Here is a 17,088-nt window from a genome sequence, read left to right as displayed (position 1 = left end):
AAAATAGTACGCAAAAGCGTACGCTTTGTCAAGTGACCATCTCATCCGCCAAACCAAAAGAAAATGCCCCGCACGGAGCAGGGCATTCTTTGAGTTTGGTGGCCCGGGGCGGAATCGAACCAGGGCCTAGGATGCCCAACCCGTTCAGCTAGACCGATTTCGCTTTTCAATCATCTGGTTCTCCCACCATGTGAAAACTTTGTTCACAAAATCAACATGCCCTTTGTATGGGATTGATTTGGAAGAAGTATTTGACCGACACAAGGAGTGCGGTAGTTAATGCGTCGGTCATGAGGCTTGACTGGCACAGGGATGGGACACCCTTGGAGTGCTCGCCACCGCTACATGAAGTGTCTTTTTAAAGGACATTACCACTACAAGCCCCTTGTATAGCTCTTACTATCTTTCGGCTCAACTAGAGCAAGAATTCCTAAAACCAGCAATGCCGCAACGACTTCAGCAATAACAAATCCAAACACACTTGATGGAGCAATACCAACAAAGGTATTCGTAAAACTTCTAGCTACTGCCACTGCTGGATTGCTAAAGAAAGTAGATGAAGTAAACCAATAACCTGCTGTTACTGTTAAAGCAACTAACATTGGCACCTTATCTTTGGCTTCCTTGTCGCCAATATGTATTACTGAGAGCAATACAAGAGTAGATATAAGCTCACTAACCCAAATACCCAATCCTGTTCTGACCTTGGTTGACTCTTGAATAATGGGTAAGCTAAACATTAAATGTGTGAGCCAGATACCAGCAATAGCGCCTGTAAACTGACATACCCAGTAACCCAACATCTTTGGCGCTTTGATATGGCCTAGTTTCCAAAACATCAAAGTGACAACGGGATTAAAGTGAGCGCCCGAGATGGGTCCTAGTAAAACAATTAAAGCGTAGAGTCCTGCCCCAGTAGCAATACTGTTTCCAAGTAAAGCTACAGCGGCATTACCAGCACCCAATGATTCGCCCATAAAACCTGACCCTGCCACTATTGCTAATAGCAAGGCTGTACCTACAAACTCACTTACATAACTTCTCATGCTTTAGTGTGGATCTCTTTAAGGCTCATTGAATCTAATTTATCTAGTGACATAGCCGCCATGATGTCTAAGCGTCTTTTGAGGCCATTCATTACATCATTAAATGCACGTCGCTTTTCCAAGTCTGTACCCTGCACTTGTGATGGATCAGGAAATCCCCAGTGAGCAGTAGCTGGCTGTCCAGGCCAAAATGGACATTGTTCACCCGCCGCATTGTCACAAACAGTAATTACGAAATCCATCTTGGGGGCGTCAGGTTGACCATACACATCCCAACTTTTTGACTTTAGCAAAGTGCGATCCATTCCCAATTCTGCGGCAATGTCAGCGGCAATGGGATTTACGCTTGTACCCGGAGTGGAGCCTGCAGAAAAACCTTTAAATTTTCCACTTGGATGAGTAGATGCCAGCGCCTCACCAATAATCGAGCGAGCTGAGTTGTGTGTGCACAAAAACAGAATGTTGTATGACTTCATAGCGATTTAACCTTTTTAGAGGATTTAACGAGTGAGCAGGGTTTACCGCCGCAACAGTTGTCTAACAAGAACTTGCTTAGCTCTTGGACCAAATCTGCATTAGGGCGATAGATAAGATTACGACTTTGACGCTCTACCGAAATTAAGTTGGCTTGATAGAGCTCTTTCAAATGAAAACTGAGGGTGGCATTTGGAATGCCCAACATCTCATGTATTTGAGATGGGGTTAAACCCTTGTCACCCTTTTGGACAATTAAACGAAATACATTAAGGCGGGACTCTTGTCCAAGAGCTACAAATGCACTTACAGCGTCTGTATTTTTCATAATTCGATGATAATAGAATTATTGTGACAATTTTATGAAATCTAATTTTTGCTTAATGAGCGTCCATGAACGACCTTCCCAATATCGATAAAGCACTATTTCACAAGCCAAATCTTGATGAATTCCAAAACAAAGCTTTACAGAGTCATCCCCCTAAGATTTTGCTTTTATATGGATCATTGAGAGAAAGATCTTTTAGTCGCCTTCTAGCGGAAGAAGCCGAAAGAATATTAAAGGCAATGGGCTGTGAAACTAAGTTTTTTAATCCCCATGGATTACCACAAGTTGATGATGCTCCTGAAACACATCCCAAAGTAGTAGAACTCAGAGAACTCGTTCAATGGTCAGAAGGAATGGTTTGGAGTAGTCCCGAGCGTCATGGCGCAATGACAGGGCTGATGAAATCTCAAATTGATTGGATACCGCTTAGCGTTGGTGCTGTCAGACCTTCACAAGGTAAGACGCTTGCTTTATTACAAGTGAGTGGTGGTTCGCAATCTTTTAATGCGGTTAATCAAATGAGAATCCTAGGCAGATGGATGCGGATGATCACGATTCCCAATCAATCGTCAGTACCCAAAGCATTTTTAGAGTTTGATGACAACAATCGAATGAAACCTTCAGCTAATTACGATCGCGTGGTTGATGTCATGGAGGAGCTGGTTAAGTTCACCTTATTGACTCGCTCAGTTTCTGGCTATTTGACTGATCGCTACAGTGAGCGAAAAGAGTCAGCCGAGGAATTATCCAAGCGGGTTAATCAAAGAGCTATTTGATTGAAATGTCGTTTAAAACGACATTTCATACTGATCCTTTATGATCGCGAAGTGTCTTTTTTTCGCAATCCATTTAATCTCCTTAAATTAGCGCCCTACTTACTATGGATTGCTGACGGCTTCGCGATTGCCGCTCCTTTTGAAATCAAGGTGCATGATGAGCTTATTGCGGAATATCAAGAATCTGCCTATGAAGTAGAAACAAATCTATTTCAAGCACCAGCATCACAGGGCCTCAAGACCAATGTATTTCAAACGCGGCTTGAATATGGGTATGGTATTGCCCGTAATAGTGAGATTGGTGCCAACATCTACTTGAGCAACTACAACGGCGTGAGTTATATCAATGGCGGGAAGGTAGGCCATGTGTATATTCCCACCCATGATGAAGAGGGCTTGTGGCATTACGGGGTGAAGAATGAGATTAATTACATCAAAGATATAGGCGGCAATCAAACCACTTATTACGAGCTAACACCCATTCTTGCTCTACAACTTCAAGATTGGCGGTTTACTATCAACCCAAGCATTGATGTGGCCTTGAATAAAAATAGCTCAGCCACATTCTCACCATCAGCTAAAGCGGTTTATGGGATAACGTCTACGGTTGATGTTGGCATGGAGTATTACGGAGATAACCTACCCAATAAAAGTTTGTACAACATCACTCAACAGCCCCATACTGCTTACTTAGTCCTAGATGCCAAGCATGGCAAATCATCGCTTAACTTTGGGGTTGGTAAAGGTGTTACAGCCAATAGTGATAATTGGGTTATTAAGCTCATAGCCTCACTGAGCTTTAGTTAGTAATGTTGTTTTAAACGACATTGACCAAGTCGTAAGAGCTATTTACAAGCCAGCTTTTCAACGGCCTTATGTTGAGAAGCTCTTTGAGCCATTAACTCAAATCGTCCGCGAATACTATTTTTCATGAAATACTCAATCACGGCGGATGGAATGAATGAGTCGGGCTCTACTATTGCTTCATACTTAAAACTCGTATTGACCTTGTCTGAAGTCAATCTCCAACTACCCTTATAAAACTTTGTGTCGCCACTGATTTGCTCAAAATTTAATAGTCGATTTGGTGTCTCTGTATATTCCATAACTGATTTCATCTCGATAGGAAAAAAGAGTACATTTTCTTCAACTACCCTGTAAACCCGCACCTTGTTGCCCGCCCTAGAAATCACTTTTGATTCCAGTATTCCAGGAATATTTTTTGCGCCCTCATATGCGGTGATGAAGGAGAAAGCATTACAGATGTCTATTGGAACAACGTAACTTGCTTGAATCTGAAAACGTCCTTCCATTGGACTTACGCTAACCTGAACATCAAAAGGATTTGCGTTCTCTTGAGCATACCCCGAACAAGACCACTTGCATAGCAGAAACGGTAGGACAGGATTACTCATCCTGACGTTTAGATTGGAAGCTCTAGGCAACGACATAAGGCGCTAGAACTAAGGTGGGCGCACCATCGCTTAACTTAGAGACAAATGGCTAGGGTGGAAATGAAAAAAGAGAGCTAGAAGCTCTCTTTTTGAATCTTGGTGGCCTGAGGCGGAATCGACCAAGCCTAAAGATATCCAATCCTAGCTCTAGACTTGTAATCTTCTAAAGACTTTTTTCAAACCCAAAGTCAGCGGTAGCACCATTAATACTGAGCCAGCAATTAGGGCAATAGTATTAGGGACTCCCAGCCTATCGCCGACAAAACCATAAACAAGGGGTGAAATAGCACCAGAACCAATTGTTACTGTATAAAACACTCCAAATGCTCTTGATCGCATGTGCGGTGGAACTAACTCGGGGACAGTTCCATAAAGCCCAGAGGATTTTCCATTTAAGGCAACACCAACTAATGGCAGCATCAACATAACAACATCAACATTTAGCGGCAAGGTTAAAGCCATCAGAATAGACGTAGCAATCTCTGTTATTAAAGTGGTTTTGATTACGCCAAATCGAGCTGCGATAAACCCGCAAACAAATTTACCTGCGGCGCCACCAGCAAAAGTTAAACTCAGCGCAAAGCCTACCTGCGTGACTGTGGCGCCTTTAGACATTAATAAAAAAGGTAGTAGTGTTAGAAACCCCATACGAGTAGCGCTATCGATAGCAGCAATTGACGATAAAGAAATAAAGCCTAGATTAAGAAAGTTGCTGCCTGCACCTTTTCCGCTTGTATCACTTGATGCCTTATTTAACTGGGTCTTAGAGTGATTGGTAACTGTTGTTTTAGGTAGAACAACTGCTAAGAACATTACAGCCAACAATCCCAAGAGCCCCATCACGCTGGTTACGGTATGCCAATCCCAGACTGCCAATAAAGCCGCACAGAGTGATGGCAATAACACCTTCCCTATATCGCCAGAAAAGTTATATGTGCTCAGAGCACCCCTTAATTCCGAGCCTTCAAAAGCATGGGAAGTTAATGAGGAGGAGAGGGGGTGTTGAACACTTGCGCCAATACCACTAAGAATTAAACAGGCCGCCAAACCTAAAAAACTGGTAGTCCAACCAGACAATAAAAACCCAATTGCCGCAATCAGAGTGCCGAATAGCAATAGGCGTTTTTCACCGACCTTTTCTGACAACATGCTTGATGGAACTTGTAAGGAAGCCATCGCCCCCGAATATAAAGTCTTTAAAGAGCCAACTTCAGCAAGCGATAGACCAAATGCCATTTGCCAAATGGGAAACATGACATACAGTAGGTCGGTATATCCATCATGAAGAATATGGGCACCACAACAAGACCCCAGGATTCTTTTCTTGAGCGCTTTCATAGCAACAATATAACCGAGCCCAAATGAAAAAACCACCCGAAGGTGGTTTTGGTATTTCTTGGTGGCCCGGGGCGGAATCGACCAAGGCTAAGGATGCTCGGTCCTGGTTTTACTTTTTTACTAGGACTATATAGACTGGTATTTTATTAAGTGTAAAGCTATGAAAATCGCCTATTCCAGTTCGACCAATATCTCTGCTGATCAAGCAATCGATTTATACATCAGGTCGACACTTGGGGAAAGGCGCCCCATTCATAATCGCAAAGCATTTGAGAATATGTATAAGTATGCCAATCTGATTATTTCAGCCTGGGATGGCGATAAGTTAGTAGGTATTGCTAGGTCATTAACTGATTTCTCATATGTTGCGTATCTATCTGATCTAGCTGTAGATGTTCAATATCAAAAGCAGGGCATTGGAAAGCAATTGATTGAGAAAACTAAATCAGATCTCGAGCCAGAATGTATGTTGGTTTTACTGGCCGCCCCAAAGGCAAGAGAATACTATGGGCCCCTTGGTTTTGAACAACACCCAAGTGCCTGGATCCTGAAGAAGGGTGTGAAATAAAAATAGCCCAACAAGTGGGCTATTGAGATTCTTGGTGGCCGGGGCGGAATCGACCAGAGCATACATCTTAGTTATCCGTTCGAATACTCTGGATTAAAAGTTTGAAACAGAGCAATTCCAATACAGGCCAAGAATAATGCTAGGGAGACATAATTTACTGTCTTGGCCCGACGAACCAAAACGTCGAACTTTAGAAATCCCGCAATAGCCAACAAAGTCGTAAGCACAGCCAAGAGCGATAGGTTAATTAGTAATAGAGTTACAACATTCCAAAATCCTGTCGCCCCCGGCACTAGATCTTGGTGAACAATATATTGCTCCTTGCCAGCACCAAAAACACCGACAAAAAAAGTGCCTAACCAATTAGCCCACAATGAAACATACAGAGAGATGGTCGCAATCTTTTTTGAAAAATCTGGCAAAGTTAATTGTGGCCACATCCAAGCAAATGCGAAAAATACGAGCGCCTGAACGGCACCAATTAAATGGGCTTGTAGTAGGCCAATTTGGGCGATTGCGTAAGGCGAGTAAATGGGAGCCAATAAACCACACATCAACATCAATAGGCCTGATATTAAGAAATATCTATCAAATTGAAAATTCATTATTTGTCTCATCTACAAAAGTTAAACATCTGAATATTAGTCTAACGCTGCGCCTACCAATATCCAATCTACCCAATGGTAGGCGCGGTATTTAATGGTGACCTGGGACCGAATCAACTAGGGCTGAGGGTTCTCAACCCTTCATGATCGCCCTAATGTCTCGATAAATCTGTAAACCAGCGATCAAAACTAGAGAAAGGGATAGCGGCACCACCGAAATATAGCCAACCTTCTTAAAGCTAACCGCGCCAACAATACCGCCAATTAAAAACATTCCAAAAATGCATAAATGGGTTTTGAGCTTTTCTCGATTGGCTTTGACATAACCACTCACATTGGCCTCTTGGGACTTATTCCAATAAACCAACTTACCAAGTTCAATGCCTATGTCAGTGATAACGCCCGTCATATGAGTCGTTCTAATCTCTGCGTGCGAGGCCTTAGTGACAATTGCATTTTGTAAGCCCATTACAAAACAAAGGAGTAGAGCAATAGCTGGGACCGTTAAAGGCAAATACAAATTTAAGTTTGCTCCAACAAGCCCGAATACCAGCAACAAGATGGCCTCAAGCAATAATGGCAAAGCAAACTCACTATGAATTTTTCTCCTGTGCCCCCAGTTAACAATAATGGCAGTCGTTGCGGCGCCAAATAAAAATGAGAGCAATAGAGATATACCGCCCAAGACTGAAATAAAGTTATTGAGGGCAAGATCATCGCCGATAGCAGAAATGATGCCGCTCATATGAGATGTGTAGCGAGCGATTGCCAAAAACCCGCCAGCATTAACGGCGCCTGCCACAAAGGCCATATAAGCACCCAATTGAATGTTGGCCTTATGAGACCTTTGGGCGCTAGTTAACAGCTGAATGAACTTAATAGGCATCTAAGCTACATTCTACGACTTAGGGCTTTCAACAAATCAAGGTGGGCGCGCCCATAAATTAAAAAACCACCCGAAGGTGGTTTTGGTATTTCTTGGTGGCCCGGGGCGGAATCGACCAGAGCCTAGGATGCCCAATCCTAGCTAGACTACTTCCAGCTAAGGTTTAACTTCTTACGAGATGCCGCACAATCTCTCAAATAAAGGTTAATGAGGCTTTGATAAGGAATGCCCACCTCTTCTGATACAGACTTGAAGTAACTCACTGAATCCTCATCCAATCTAATCGTAATGGGCTTCTTGAGCATAGAAGCATATGGATTTTTACGGGCTTTTGAGAAATCATATTCTTTACGCATTTTCATCACCTTTAATAAGCTTTTGACTCTTTAGGAGTTGCCTTACGAGCCGAAATAATACGGACAACATTGCCTTCCCTTCGATAGCAATGACAAACCAAAACTACACGAAGAGAATGGCTTACTCCCAGCAAGATAAATCTGTCTTCATCCTCCGAATGATCGGGATCGGAAATTAACTTAGCACTTTCATCATAAAAAACAGATTTCGCCTCTTCAAAAGAAATGCCGTGTTTCTTCAGATTGGCTGATGCTTTTCTGGGTTCCCATTCAAATCGCAATGAAGTCATATGTACATTGTACATATATTATTTGGGGTAAGCAACCAGGCTTAAAAATTCTGGTTCACGCAACCTTTCCGCAGGACTAAATGAAAAAACCACCCGAAGGTGGTTTTGGTGTTTCTTGGTGGCCGGGGCGAAGTCGACCAGGGCCAAAACAGAGCTATCCGTTCGAATACTCCGGATTAAAGGTTTGAAATAAGGCAATTCCAATACAAGCTAAGAATAATGCTAATGAGGTGTAATTCATTGTCTTAACTCGACGAACTAAACAGTCATATTTTAAAAAGCCCGCAATGGCCAATAAAGTTGCAAGTACTGCCAAGAGAGATAGATTAATCAGCAATAAAGTTACAACATTCCAAAAGCCTGTCGCTCCTGGCACTAAATCTTGATGAACAATATATTGCTCTTTACCGGCACCAAAAACACCTACAAAAAAAGTGCCCAGCCAATTGGCCCACAGTGAAATATAGAGAGAGATAGTCGCAATCTTTTTTGAAAAAACTGGCAACGTTAATTGTGGCCACATCCAAGCAAATGCAAAGAATACTAGCGCCTGAACGACGCCAATTAAATGGGCTTGTAATATTCCGATTTGGGCAATTGCGTAAGGTGAGTAAATGGGCACCAATAATCCACACATCAGCATCAATAAGCCTGATATTAAGAAATATCTATTGAAGTGAAAATTCATTTTTTGCCCTAATTACTAAAGTTGAATTCTTCAATATTAGACTAAAGGCTTATTCTTACAAATGAAAAAACCACCCGAAGGTAGTTTGGTGTTTCTCGGTGGCCCGGCTCGGAATAGACCAGGACCTAGGATGTTTAATTCCGCCTCTAGACTGTTGCTTTAAAAGACAATTTACTCTTGCTCAATGTTAACAAATTTGTTAACATACACGGATGAGCTATTCCATCCTTTATTACAGCGAGCAGGTTCAAGAAGACATTATGAATCTTCCCGACACGCTTCAAGCTCGCTATATTGGATTGACCACTCGAATGATTGAGCATGGGCCGAATTTAGGCTTGCCTCATACGGATTCATTTGGCGGCGGCTTATTTGAATTAAGACTTAAAGGGGCTGAAGGTATCGCCCGAGTTTTCTTTTGTACGATGGTGGAGAAAGAAATAGTGATGCTCCATAGCTTTATTAAGAAGACTCAAAAGACGCCTGAGAAAGAATTAAAGATTGCGAAAGCACGTATGAAGGAGTGGAAAAAATGACAACACAGAAGAAAACAAAAATGCTTACCCATAAACAAATGATAAGCAAAATGCTTAAAAAGCCAGCTGTAAAAGCCGCAGTCAAAGAACTTGATCGCACTGAATTTGCTATTCTTGATGAGATTCTTACGGCAAGGAAAGAGGCTGGATTAACGCAAGCTCAAGTGGCAAAAAAGATGGGAACACAAACCCCAGCTATTGCTAGATTAGAAAGCTCTCTGGCTACCGGCAAACATTCCCCAAGCCTAACTACCCTAAGAAAGTATGCGGCGGCCTTGGGCAAGAGAGTTGAGCTTCATTTAGTCTGAGGACGTCTATATCCACTGTAATCATTTCACCCATAATTCATAATAGCTATGTTTGAAATAAAATTGATTGATCAGTTTTACTTTCTGGGACAACTAATCAGATATGGCATTTAGCATTGAACAGCTAGGGGATATTGACTATTTGGTCGGGCAGTGGTGTCTGCTTCTGGCTCCACTTGAAATCAAAAAAGATCTTGATTACGATTACGAAATCGATGGCCAGACTGTAAGTGTTTTTGAAGTTCGCCCTTTGTGGCGTGGAAAACCAGGAGAGTTAACTCGACGACCGTTTGTAAAATTTCGGTACATACAGTCTGAGGCTCTGTGGCATATTTATTGGATGCGAGCCAGCGGAAAATGGCAAGCCTATGAGCCAAATCCAATCTCAAAAGATCTCAATGAGGCACTACAAGTTATTGATGCCGATCAATATGGCTGTTTCTTTGGATAACAAGCTTGGGTTAGTCACCCTAGTTGCATTGCCTTGACTATTAGCTACTCCAGAATAAAAAACAAGATTTATAGTGTCGATGCTAACTTTCAAATGAAAAAAGAGAGCTAGAAGCTCTCTTTTTGAATTCTTGGTGGCCCGGGGCGGAATCGAACCACCGACACAAGGATTTTCAATCCTCTGCTCTACCGACTGAGCTACCAGGCCAAGACTTGGAATTATAAATGAAAGTGTAATCAAGCTGTTAAAAAGTACTTACTGTAGCTAACTCTTCTAAAAAGCTATTGATCCTGCGGCTTGGTGGGGATTTTCTATCCTGTTTACGGTAGGAAGTGGGATAGAGGATTGCTTTTAGACTCTACGGTCTTAAAGCTCTGGCCTTCTGTAGCTGTTGCTGTGCTTTAGCGACTTGTTGACGCTGTCGCTCTGCCTTAATGGCTTCCTGATCTCGCTTGACTTGTTGCTTAAGCGTGTCTATACGCTGCTGCTGTGGCGTCAGTGGCTTTATAGATTTGATAGTTTCTACTTCTTTAATCAGCATCAATATATTTAGCTGGGTTGCTTTAAGCAAAAGCAGGTTTTTTGTAGGTGAAAAACCCTGCGCTTTAATAAACCCCATATTCAAGACAACAAAAAACCCGCACTAGGCGGGTTGATTGATTAAGGCTAATTGGGTTTGATTAGAAACCCACTGTATAAGTAGCCATCACAGTAGTGGATGCTGTAGCTTGGTACGCTTCTTGACGATAGATACCAGTTACACCTAAACGCTGATTCTTCTCAACATCGTAAGATGCGCCAAGCATTGCTGTTGGACGAGTCTTAACAGGATTAGCATTGAAGTTAATCGGAGTAAGCCCTGTAATGCCAGTAGCTGAGTAAGTGCCATTACTTGTATTGGTATCTGTTTCAACGCCAACACTAGCAAAAGCGGTGGCTTGTGGGATGAACTTGTACTGAGCACCAACACCAGCTAAAGCAGTGGTTGCGTTTGTATTGAGTGCTGAGTATGTGAGTGGTGCTGTGACTGTTGAGCTAGCAGCTTCGGTGTAACCATTCATATTGTTTTGTGTATAACGAACACCAACATATGGTGAGACGATGACATTCTCAACAACACCAAAGCCGTACTTCGCAGCTACTTGTGCCCCTTGACTGTTTAGCTGTGATGAACCCGACCCCGCTTCACTAGTGCCGACTACTTGACGAGTCACTGTGGTGTTCTTTTGACCATAAGCAGCTGATACCTTGACTTCTGTACCTGTGCCATCTAGACGCTCATTCCAAGCACCAAAGAGTCCAATGAGTGGCGTGTTATTACCAAGATTAACGGTGGAGCCTGCGTTGTTTACTGATAAGTTTTGGTCAGCATACGCACCAACACGAACAGATGGCATTACGCGATACGCCGCGATTAATAAAGCACTGGTGTTATTCAATCCATTGGCTGCTGATACGGCCGTATTGCGACCACCAGCACTTACACACACATCGTTCTCACCAAAGATATTACAGTCATAAGAAAAACTATTAGCCAATACGTTGTTTTGTAGGGTGAAGGTATTTTGTAGAGCAGAGGCTGTGTTAACGAGTGATTGCTGAGTATCGGCAACTGTTGCGCCGTTCACAATCAAATCCCAAATGCCACCAGTTAAATTCACTTCAGACAAAGTCCAATTTAGTCCGCCATAAGCACCCTTAGTAGCGCCAATTATATTACTAGCAGCAACGCCAGACAAAACGGCCGAGTAAGTGCCCTTGCTCAAGATTGATGCTGCTATACCAGCAGCTCCGCCTCCATAGATACCAAAAGTGGTGGTGCCAGAGCCACCAGTCACAGCCAATTGACCATAATGTGTCGGGCTCGTGATGATAATGTTGTAGTTGGTGGGCAGTGCGCCAGTGTAAGTCAAAGCTGTAGTTGGTAGCGAAGAACGATTACCTCCTTGAGCATTATTCAAAGCATCAATCGTGCCATTATTCGCAATGCCGAAACCAAATGAATTTATTCCGCTTGTGTAGGAAGTAATACTTCCGCTATTAGTCAGCGAAGTAATGGCGCCATTGTTTTCAATCCCAATGCTGTAGGCATTTGCGCCATTTGCGGAAGTAATAATGCTTCCGCTGTTAGTCAGCGCAATAATAGTGTCAAAATTTCTTATCCCCCAAACATATGGATTAATACCATTGAGAGAAACATTGATACTGGCAGCATTAACTAAAGAAGCAATTGAAGTTTGTGCTATGCCACCTCCAATCTCGATACCAACTTGACCAGCATAGTCATATGTAATCGAACTTCCAATCACCCCATTGTTTCTAATAATAACTCCATCAATATCTGACATCATTCCTTCGGCACTTACGAAAGTAACTGAGCCTGATGAACTTATATAGCCACAAGAATTACTGTCATTCAGGTAAAGCGGCGAATTTGTGATGGAGTTCACCGTAGTTGTTCCTCCAGAACAAGTTTGCGCACTCACATCCACAATGACTAGAAAAGCCAGGCTTATTGATAAAGCAATATTTTTAATGTTAAATAATTTCATTGTTATTTTTGCTTGGGCTGTTTGTTGTAATTGGCTCTACGCTCAGGCTTTGGGGTTAGATTGTCTCTAAGTGCCGGGTAAATCACAATAAATACTATCAATTTTGGGGGTTAACCCTAAACAGATTCCCCGCTAAACAACAAAAAACCACCCGAAGGTGGTTTTTTGTTTGATTCAAATTAACGCTGTTTACAAACCAACCGTATAGGTCGCCATCACAGTCGTTGTTTGAACGGCTTGGTATGGCTCTTGCCTATAAATGCCAGTGATACCAATCCTCTGATTCTTCTCAACATCATAGTAAGCACCTATAGTAGCCGTTGGTCTTGTCTTCACTGGATTGGCGTTGAAGTTAATCGGAGTGAGTCCAGCAACACCTGTAGCTGAGTAAGTGCCATTACTGGTATTGGTATCTGTTTCAACGCCAGCACTAGCAAAGACAGTGGCTTGTGGGATGAACCTATATTGAGCGCCAACACCCGCTAAAGCAGTTGTTGCGTTTGTGTTTACCGCTGAGTATGTCAGTGGTGCTGTTACAGAACTAGTAGCTTGTTCTGAGTAGCCATTCATATTGTTTTGTGTGTAACGAACACCAACATAAGGAGAAACAATTGTATTCTCCGCTACACCAAAGCCATACTTAGCCGTTACTTGAGCGCCTTGGCTGTTTAACTGTGATGATCCAGAACCAGCCTCACTCAAACCAACAATTTGACGATTCACGGTGGTGTTCTTTTGACCATAAGCGGCTGATACTTTCACTTCAGTACCAGTGCCATCAAGTCTTTCATTCCAAGCGCCGAATAAACCGATGAGTGGTGTGTTGTTACCTAGGTTCACTGTTGAACCAGCATTGTTCACTGATAAGTTCTGATCGGCGTACGCACCAACGCGAACGGTTGGCATTACACGATAAGCAGCAATTAAGAGTGCGCTGGTATTGTTTAATCCGTTGGCTGCTGATACTTGGGTATTGCGGCCACCAGCAGATACGCAAACATTATTAGCACCGAACACATTACAGTCGTAAGTAAAGCTATTAGCAAGAACGGTATTTTGAAGTGTGAAGGTGTTTTGTAATGCGGATGCTGTGTTGACGAGAGATTGTTGTGTGTCGGCTGTGGAGGCGCCAGTAACAATTAAATCCCAAATAGTTCCAGAAGAATTGTTTAGGCTCCAAGTAAAGCCGTTGTAATTACCCTTGGTGTTATTAAGATTGCTTGATAACACGCCAGACAAAACGCTTGAATAGGTGCCTTTATTCAGCACAGATGCCGCTATACCAGCAACGCCACCAGAGTAGATGCCAAAAGTGGTGGCACCACTAATACCATTTATGGCTAGCTGACCATAGCTCGTTTTGCTATTAATAATGATGTTGTAGTTAGTGGGTAAATTTTGATAGAAAGTTAGCGGGCCATTTGTATTGCCAGCACCCTGTCCGTTATTCAGCGTGGTAATTGTTCCGTAGTTCACAATCCCGTAGTCAGGGCCAGTAATGCTTGCGGTATTAGTGAGAGCATTAATTGTTCCGCCGTTTTGAATGCCGATGTAGCCACTTATCAAACCAGAACCACTATTGGTCAAATTACCAATAGTGCCATTGTTATTGATGCCCATTTGCGGGTTGGTGGTTCCGGCAGTAATTGAGCCGGTATTAGCAATGCTGTTGATCAATCCAGAATTAATAATTCCATATGTTGTACCTGTTATTGAGCCACTATTTTGAATCGAGTCAATGGTTGCTAAAACGGTGTTGGTTCCAGAAATATTATTGCCAGAGTTATATATGGCGTAGTTTGAGCTAATGGTCCCTGAATTTACAATTGAACCAATTGTGGCCGTTGAGCTTACACCCGAATAGCCAAACCCACCAACAGAGGCCGTATTAAATATGCCGTAAGATCCAGTACCCGTTATTGTTCCAGTATTAGTAATTGATCCAATGGAAACATGTGAGGTACTGTTGTTACAGCCCGAAGGACAACCAAGAGCGGCGTCACTAAGAATGGCGTAGCCACTTCCTGAAATTGAGCCAGCATTATTGATCGCATTAATAGTTGAGTAGATTGAGTTATTGGCTCCACTCGCAGATGAGTAAATCAAAATACCATAAAAACCGGAACCAATCGATCCTGTTGCCGCATTGGTAATAGTGCCAACAGTAATATTAGATGGAGATGTACTACTAAAAAAATTAATGCCGAAGTTTCCACTGCCAATTGTTCCGGCATTTGTAACTGAATTAATATCGCTAGCTACTGTTACTGTTGGACAGCTCTGACTGGTGCCAACAGCAATGTTCGATCCCGAACAAGTTTGGGCGCTCACATCGGCAATCGCAAACAAAATAAAACCGGTTACTAATGCGATATTTTTAATATTAAGTAATTTCATTTTTTATTTTTCTTAGATTTTTCTAGCCAACCAATTCAGTAACTAGGTATTGGCAGCCTAGTATCACCAAATTCCATATGAATCACAATAACTACTATCAATTTTGAGTATTAACCCTGGTTAGATTTCCCGTTAAACAACAAAAAACCCGCTCACATCACTGCGGCGGGTCTTTGTGTATCAAACAGCTTATTTACAAGCCCACCGTATACGTCGCCATTACGGTCGTTGTTTGAACTGCTTGGTAGGGCTTATGAGCAACCACTAACCATCAACCCTTCCCTCAAAAGTCTCATTTGATGAATCTAAAAAGACTTCCTCTTCGCCCAAATTATTAGACGCCAAAATATCAAATAGTTCCGCATGCAATTCCTCATTGCCAATAAAGCAGTCGATAAACTTCTTTTGGGAGCTTACATCAACATCCTCGCATCGCCCCTCCTCCTGAACGGCCTCAATTTCCGCCTTTATTCGCCTCCAATTAGAGGCATTCAGATCAATTGCAATTTCGTTGACTGAGGCGATAATTTTAGAGACTATTAATTTCATATTTTGAGCCCTTAGAAGTCATAGCTCAACTTTACCAAGCTCTTGCTGCCCAGCCTTAATCTTCTGCCTAGCTCGCTCAGCCTTAACGGCCTCTTGATCTCGCTTGACACGATCCTTCATTGACTTGAGCCTAGCTTGCTCAGGGCTCAATGGCTTTTGTGGCGCAATTTCATCGAATCTCATAGTTAACCAATCTGTAATGGTTGGTGGGGCACATTACTAGCGCCGAAAATTGCCTTGAAGAGTGCATAGGCTTGAGCTTGATTTTGAGCGAAGAGAATCGTCTCAACCCATAGTCCGCTTGCATTTACTGTTGCCTTATATCTTTTCATATAAATATTTAGCGTCCAGCGTCTAGTTGCTGGACACTTATATTGCTATCGCTTAAACCCACTTCGCAAGCTAGCACTTGCAGTTTCTATTTGAGAATCCAATTCACCAGCCTCAACAGCTGACTTAATAGACTCCAATGCCTTTACTAGCTCTGGACCACTGGATACCTCAACACTAGGCTTACCTTTAGCAAGCTCAATTGTCCAGCTTCCATATTTGACAGAAACACAAACTTTGCCTTGTTCTGACTGGAACCACCAGGGCTTTAACCGCTTAGGCATTTCTACTTGCTTACGCAACCCCGTCTCTTTGTCTTTAATGGTCTTGAACTTTGTTACAACAAAGGGTGTGCCATCCATTTGACTTTTAGCTAATTGGATTTGCTCCCACAGCTTGCTAGAAAGCTTATTTCTACGAATCACGATTGCAGGCATGTGAGTTGGCTTTTTTACTGCAACTAACTTTAAATTACTTAATGCGCTCATTGTTTTCTCCTATTAGTTAATGGGCATAAGTAGTTTGTTTTCGATCTGCTTATTTGGTCGACCTCTTTTTGGCTATTAGTGGAAAACGGCTCATTTTGGATAGAAAAAATATGGTTTTTCTGTGGCAGTCATAAATATTTTTGCGAGTTGCTTGGTTACAAAGTAGATGTCGCATAAAGAAAAAGAAGTTGCAAAGTTGAGTTTGAGTAGTTGCTTGTAAGTTACTCGTAGTGGCAAATGAGTAACTCTGACTAAGCGACACGACTTCGTAACTCCTCTTTTGAGATCTGCGACTTTTAATGCAACTGATCTCTTCTGATCTCTCTTGTAACCAACCAAGCAACTAGCAACGAGAACTCAAGGAGAAAATAAATGAGAGAAATCGCAATCAGAGGTTTTATTAATGAGAAGTACAACACCCCATTTGGTAAAGGCTTGTTTCGCAGAGCTATCTATAACGGCTCTGTGGAACTACTCAATCCCAATCAAAAGTACCTAGTGGACTTTTATGAGTATGAGCAATTTCAACATACCGCTAAATCGGATCAGCAAATTAGAACTTTAAAGAAGTTTGATTGCGTATTTCAGGCCAGCGTGACCACCCATTTCAGGCAAATGACCGGTCATTTCAGAGTGAGCGTGACCACCTGTTTCAGAATCAGCGTGAC

General features: G+C 42.4%; 24 protein-coding genes and 1 tRNA gene. 7 read left to right on the top strand and 18 right to left on the bottom strand.

Features of this window, described 5'->3' with window-relative positions; translation table 11 throughout:
- Positions 1-374 precede the first annotated feature (374 nt).
- The 3 genes from M2125_RS06895 to M2125_RS06885 are packed head-to-tail and all read right to left on the bottom strand — an operon-like array spanning position 375 to position 1,848.
- On the bottom strand, positions 375-1,046 hold the full coding sequence (locus M2125_RS06895; protein WP_280742769.1) for an aquaporin: 672 nt from the start codon (positions 1,044-1,046) through the stop codon (positions 375-377).
- Positions 1,043-1,522, bottom strand: coding sequence for an arsenate reductase ArsC (locus M2125_RS06890; RefSeq protein ID WP_425334216.1), 480 nt, complete (start codon positions 1,520-1,522; stop codon positions 1,043-1,045). Before M2125_RS06890 ends, M2125_RS06895 begins: the two co-directional genes overlap by 4 nt.
- Positions 1,519-1,848, bottom strand: a complete 330-nt coding sequence (locus M2125_RS06885; RefSeq protein WP_280741609.1) for an ArsR/SmtB family transcription factor — start codon at positions 1,846-1,848, stop codon at positions 1,519-1,521. Before M2125_RS06885 ends, M2125_RS06890 begins: the two co-directional genes overlap by 4 nt.
- A 65-nt stretch (positions 1,849-1,913) precedes the next feature.
- Between M2125_RS06885 and arsH the strand changes: the two genes are divergently transcribed.
- Together arsH and M2125_RS06875 are read left to right on the top strand one after the other, a co-directional pair.
- On the top strand, positions 1,914-2,624 hold the full coding sequence (gene arsH, locus M2125_RS06880) for an arsenical resistance protein ArsH (protein WP_280741608.1): 711 nt from the start codon (positions 1,914-1,916) through the stop codon (positions 2,622-2,624).
- A gap of 51 nt (positions 2,625-2,675) precedes the next feature.
- Positions 2,676-3,431 carry a hypothetical protein gene (locus tag M2125_RS06875; protein WP_280741607.1) on the top strand — a complete coding sequence of 252 codons (756 nt, stop codon included), beginning with the start codon at positions 2,676-2,678 and terminating at the stop codon, positions 3,429-3,431.
- A 38-nt stretch (positions 3,432-3,469) separates the two neighbouring features.
- Here M2125_RS06875 and M2125_RS06870 read toward each other — a convergent pair whose 3' ends face one another.
- Positions 3,470-4,039, bottom strand: a complete 570-nt coding sequence (locus M2125_RS06870; RefSeq protein ID WP_280741606.1) for an SRPBCC family protein — start codon at positions 4,037-4,039, stop codon at positions 3,470-3,472.
- 186 nt (positions 4,040-4,225) lie between these two features.
- Positions 4,226-5,416, bottom strand: a complete 1,191-nt coding sequence (locus M2125_RS06865; protein ID WP_280742768.1) for an MFS transporter — start codon at positions 5,414-5,416, stop codon at positions 4,226-4,228.
- Between the two features lie 160 nt (positions 5,417-5,576).
- Between M2125_RS06865 and M2125_RS06860 the strand changes: the two genes are divergently transcribed.
- Entirely contained in the window at positions 5,577-5,984 is a 408-nt protein-coding gene (locus M2125_RS06860; protein ID WP_280742250.1) for a GNAT family N-acetyltransferase, read from the top strand.
- Positions 5,985-6,055: 71 nt separating this feature from the next.
- On the opposite strand, the gene M2125_RS06855 is transcribed toward M2125_RS06860, so the two are convergent.
- The 5 genes from M2125_RS06855 to M2125_RS06835 form a co-directional block, all read right to left on the bottom strand.
- Positions 6,056-6,589 (bottom strand): hypothetical protein, encoded by a 534-nt coding sequence (locus tag M2125_RS06855; RefSeq protein ID WP_280742249.1) that lies wholly within the window; start codon positions 6,587-6,589, stop codon positions 6,056-6,058.
- 133 nt (positions 6,590-6,722) lie between these two features.
- Positions 6,723-7,475 (bottom strand): YoaK family protein, encoded by a 753-nt coding sequence (locus M2125_RS06850; RefSeq protein WP_280742248.1) that lies wholly within the window; start codon positions 7,473-7,475, stop codon positions 6,723-6,725.
- A gap of 146 nt (positions 7,476-7,621) precedes the next feature.
- The gene (locus tag M2125_RS06845; protein WP_076024670.1) at positions 7,622-7,831 is read right to left on the bottom strand and encodes a BrnA antitoxin family protein; all 210 of its coding nucleotides are present in this window, start codon (positions 7,829-7,831) and stop codon (positions 7,622-7,624) included.
- Between the two features lie 11 nt (positions 7,832-7,842).
- Positions 7,843-8,121, bottom strand: coding sequence for a BrnT family toxin (locus tag M2125_RS06840; RefSeq protein WP_076024671.1), 279 nt, complete (start codon positions 8,119-8,121; stop codon positions 7,843-7,845).
- A gap of 154 nt (positions 8,122-8,275) precedes the next feature.
- Complete coding sequence (locus M2125_RS06835) at positions 8,276-8,809, bottom strand: hypothetical protein (protein WP_076024473.1); 534 nt, start codon at positions 8,807-8,809, stop codon at positions 8,276-8,278.
- Between the two features lie 212 nt (positions 8,810-9,021).
- Here M2125_RS06835 and M2125_RS06830 point away from each other — a divergent pair, with 212 nt between their 5' ends.
- The 3 genes from M2125_RS06830 to M2125_RS06820 all read left to right on the top strand — a co-directional run bounded on the left by M2125_RS06830 (position 9,022) and on the right by M2125_RS06820 (position 10,104).
- The gene (locus M2125_RS06830; protein ID WP_072582000.1) at positions 9,022-9,345 is read left to right on the top strand and encodes a type II toxin-antitoxin system RelE/ParE family toxin; all 324 of its coding nucleotides are present in this window, start codon (positions 9,022-9,024) and stop codon (positions 9,343-9,345) included.
- The gene (locus M2125_RS06825; RefSeq protein ID WP_370623372.1) at positions 9,342-9,653 is read left to right on the top strand and encodes a helix-turn-helix domain-containing protein; all 312 of its coding nucleotides are present in this window, start codon (positions 9,342-9,344) and stop codon (positions 9,651-9,653) included. Before M2125_RS06830 ends, M2125_RS06825 begins: the two co-directional genes overlap by 4 nt.
- A gap of 103 nt (positions 9,654-9,756) precedes the next feature.
- Positions 9,757-10,104: a DUF3024 domain-containing protein gene (locus M2125_RS06820; RefSeq protein ID WP_072582001.1), complete on the top strand. Its 348-nt coding sequence runs from the start codon at positions 9,757-9,759 to the stop codon at positions 10,102-10,104.
- 131 nt (positions 10,105-10,235) lie between these two features.
- On the opposite strand, the gene M2125_RS06815 is transcribed toward M2125_RS06820, so the two are convergent.
- From M2125_RS06815 to M2125_RS06780, 8 genes are all read right to left on the bottom strand, one after another.
- Positions 10,236-10,311 (bottom strand) — tRNA-Phe (locus M2125_RS06815).
- Positions 10,312-10,462: 151 nt separating this feature from the next.
- Positions 10,463-10,723 (bottom strand): hypothetical protein, encoded by a 261-nt coding sequence (locus tag M2125_RS06810; protein ID WP_280742767.1) that lies wholly within the window; start codon positions 10,721-10,723, stop codon positions 10,463-10,465.
- A gap of 61 nt (positions 10,724-10,784) precedes the next feature.
- Positions 10,785-12,656: an autotransporter domain-containing protein gene (locus tag M2125_RS06805; protein WP_280742766.1), complete on the bottom strand. Its 1,872-nt coding sequence runs from the start codon at positions 12,654-12,656 to the stop codon at positions 10,785-10,787.
- 189 nt (positions 12,657-12,845) lie between these two features.
- Positions 12,846-15,053: a beta strand repeat-containing protein gene (locus M2125_RS06800; RefSeq protein WP_280742765.1), complete on the bottom strand. Its 2,208-nt coding sequence runs from the start codon at positions 15,051-15,053 to the stop codon at positions 12,846-12,848.
- 264 nt (positions 15,054-15,317) lie between these two features.
- The gene (locus M2125_RS06795; RefSeq protein ID WP_076024475.1) at positions 15,318-15,602 is read right to left on the bottom strand and encodes a hypothetical protein; all 285 of its coding nucleotides are present in this window, start codon (positions 15,600-15,602) and stop codon (positions 15,318-15,320) included.
- An 18-nt stretch (positions 15,603-15,620) separates the two neighbouring features.
- Positions 15,621-15,785 carry a hypothetical protein gene (locus M2125_RS06790; RefSeq protein ID WP_280742764.1) on the bottom strand — a complete coding sequence of 55 codons (165 nt, stop codon included), beginning with the start codon at positions 15,783-15,785 and terminating at the stop codon, positions 15,621-15,623.
- Between the two features lie 2 nt (positions 15,786-15,787).
- Entirely contained in the window at positions 15,788-15,934 is a 147-nt protein-coding gene (locus M2125_RS06785; RefSeq protein WP_198929323.1) for a hypothetical protein, read from the bottom strand.
- A gap of 45 nt (positions 15,935-15,979) precedes the next feature.
- Complete coding sequence (locus tag M2125_RS06780) at positions 15,980-16,420, bottom strand: DUF6641 family protein (RefSeq protein WP_280742763.1); 441 nt, start codon at positions 16,418-16,420, stop codon at positions 15,980-15,982.
- Between the two features lie 372 nt (positions 16,421-16,792).
- On the opposite strand from M2125_RS06780, the gene M2125_RS06775 reads away from it, so the two are divergent.
- The coding region (locus tag M2125_RS06775; protein ID WP_280742762.1) for a hypothetical protein at positions 16,793-17,088 on the top strand (296 nt) is incomplete at its 3' end.

The sequence above is a fragment of the Polynucleobacter sphagniphilus genome (assembly GCF_029892205.1).
GTDB lineage: Bacteria > Pseudomonadota > Gammaproteobacteria > Burkholderiales > Burkholderiaceae > Polynucleobacter > Polynucleobacter sphagniphilus.
This window is presented reverse-complemented; position numbering and strand designations above follow the sequence as displayed.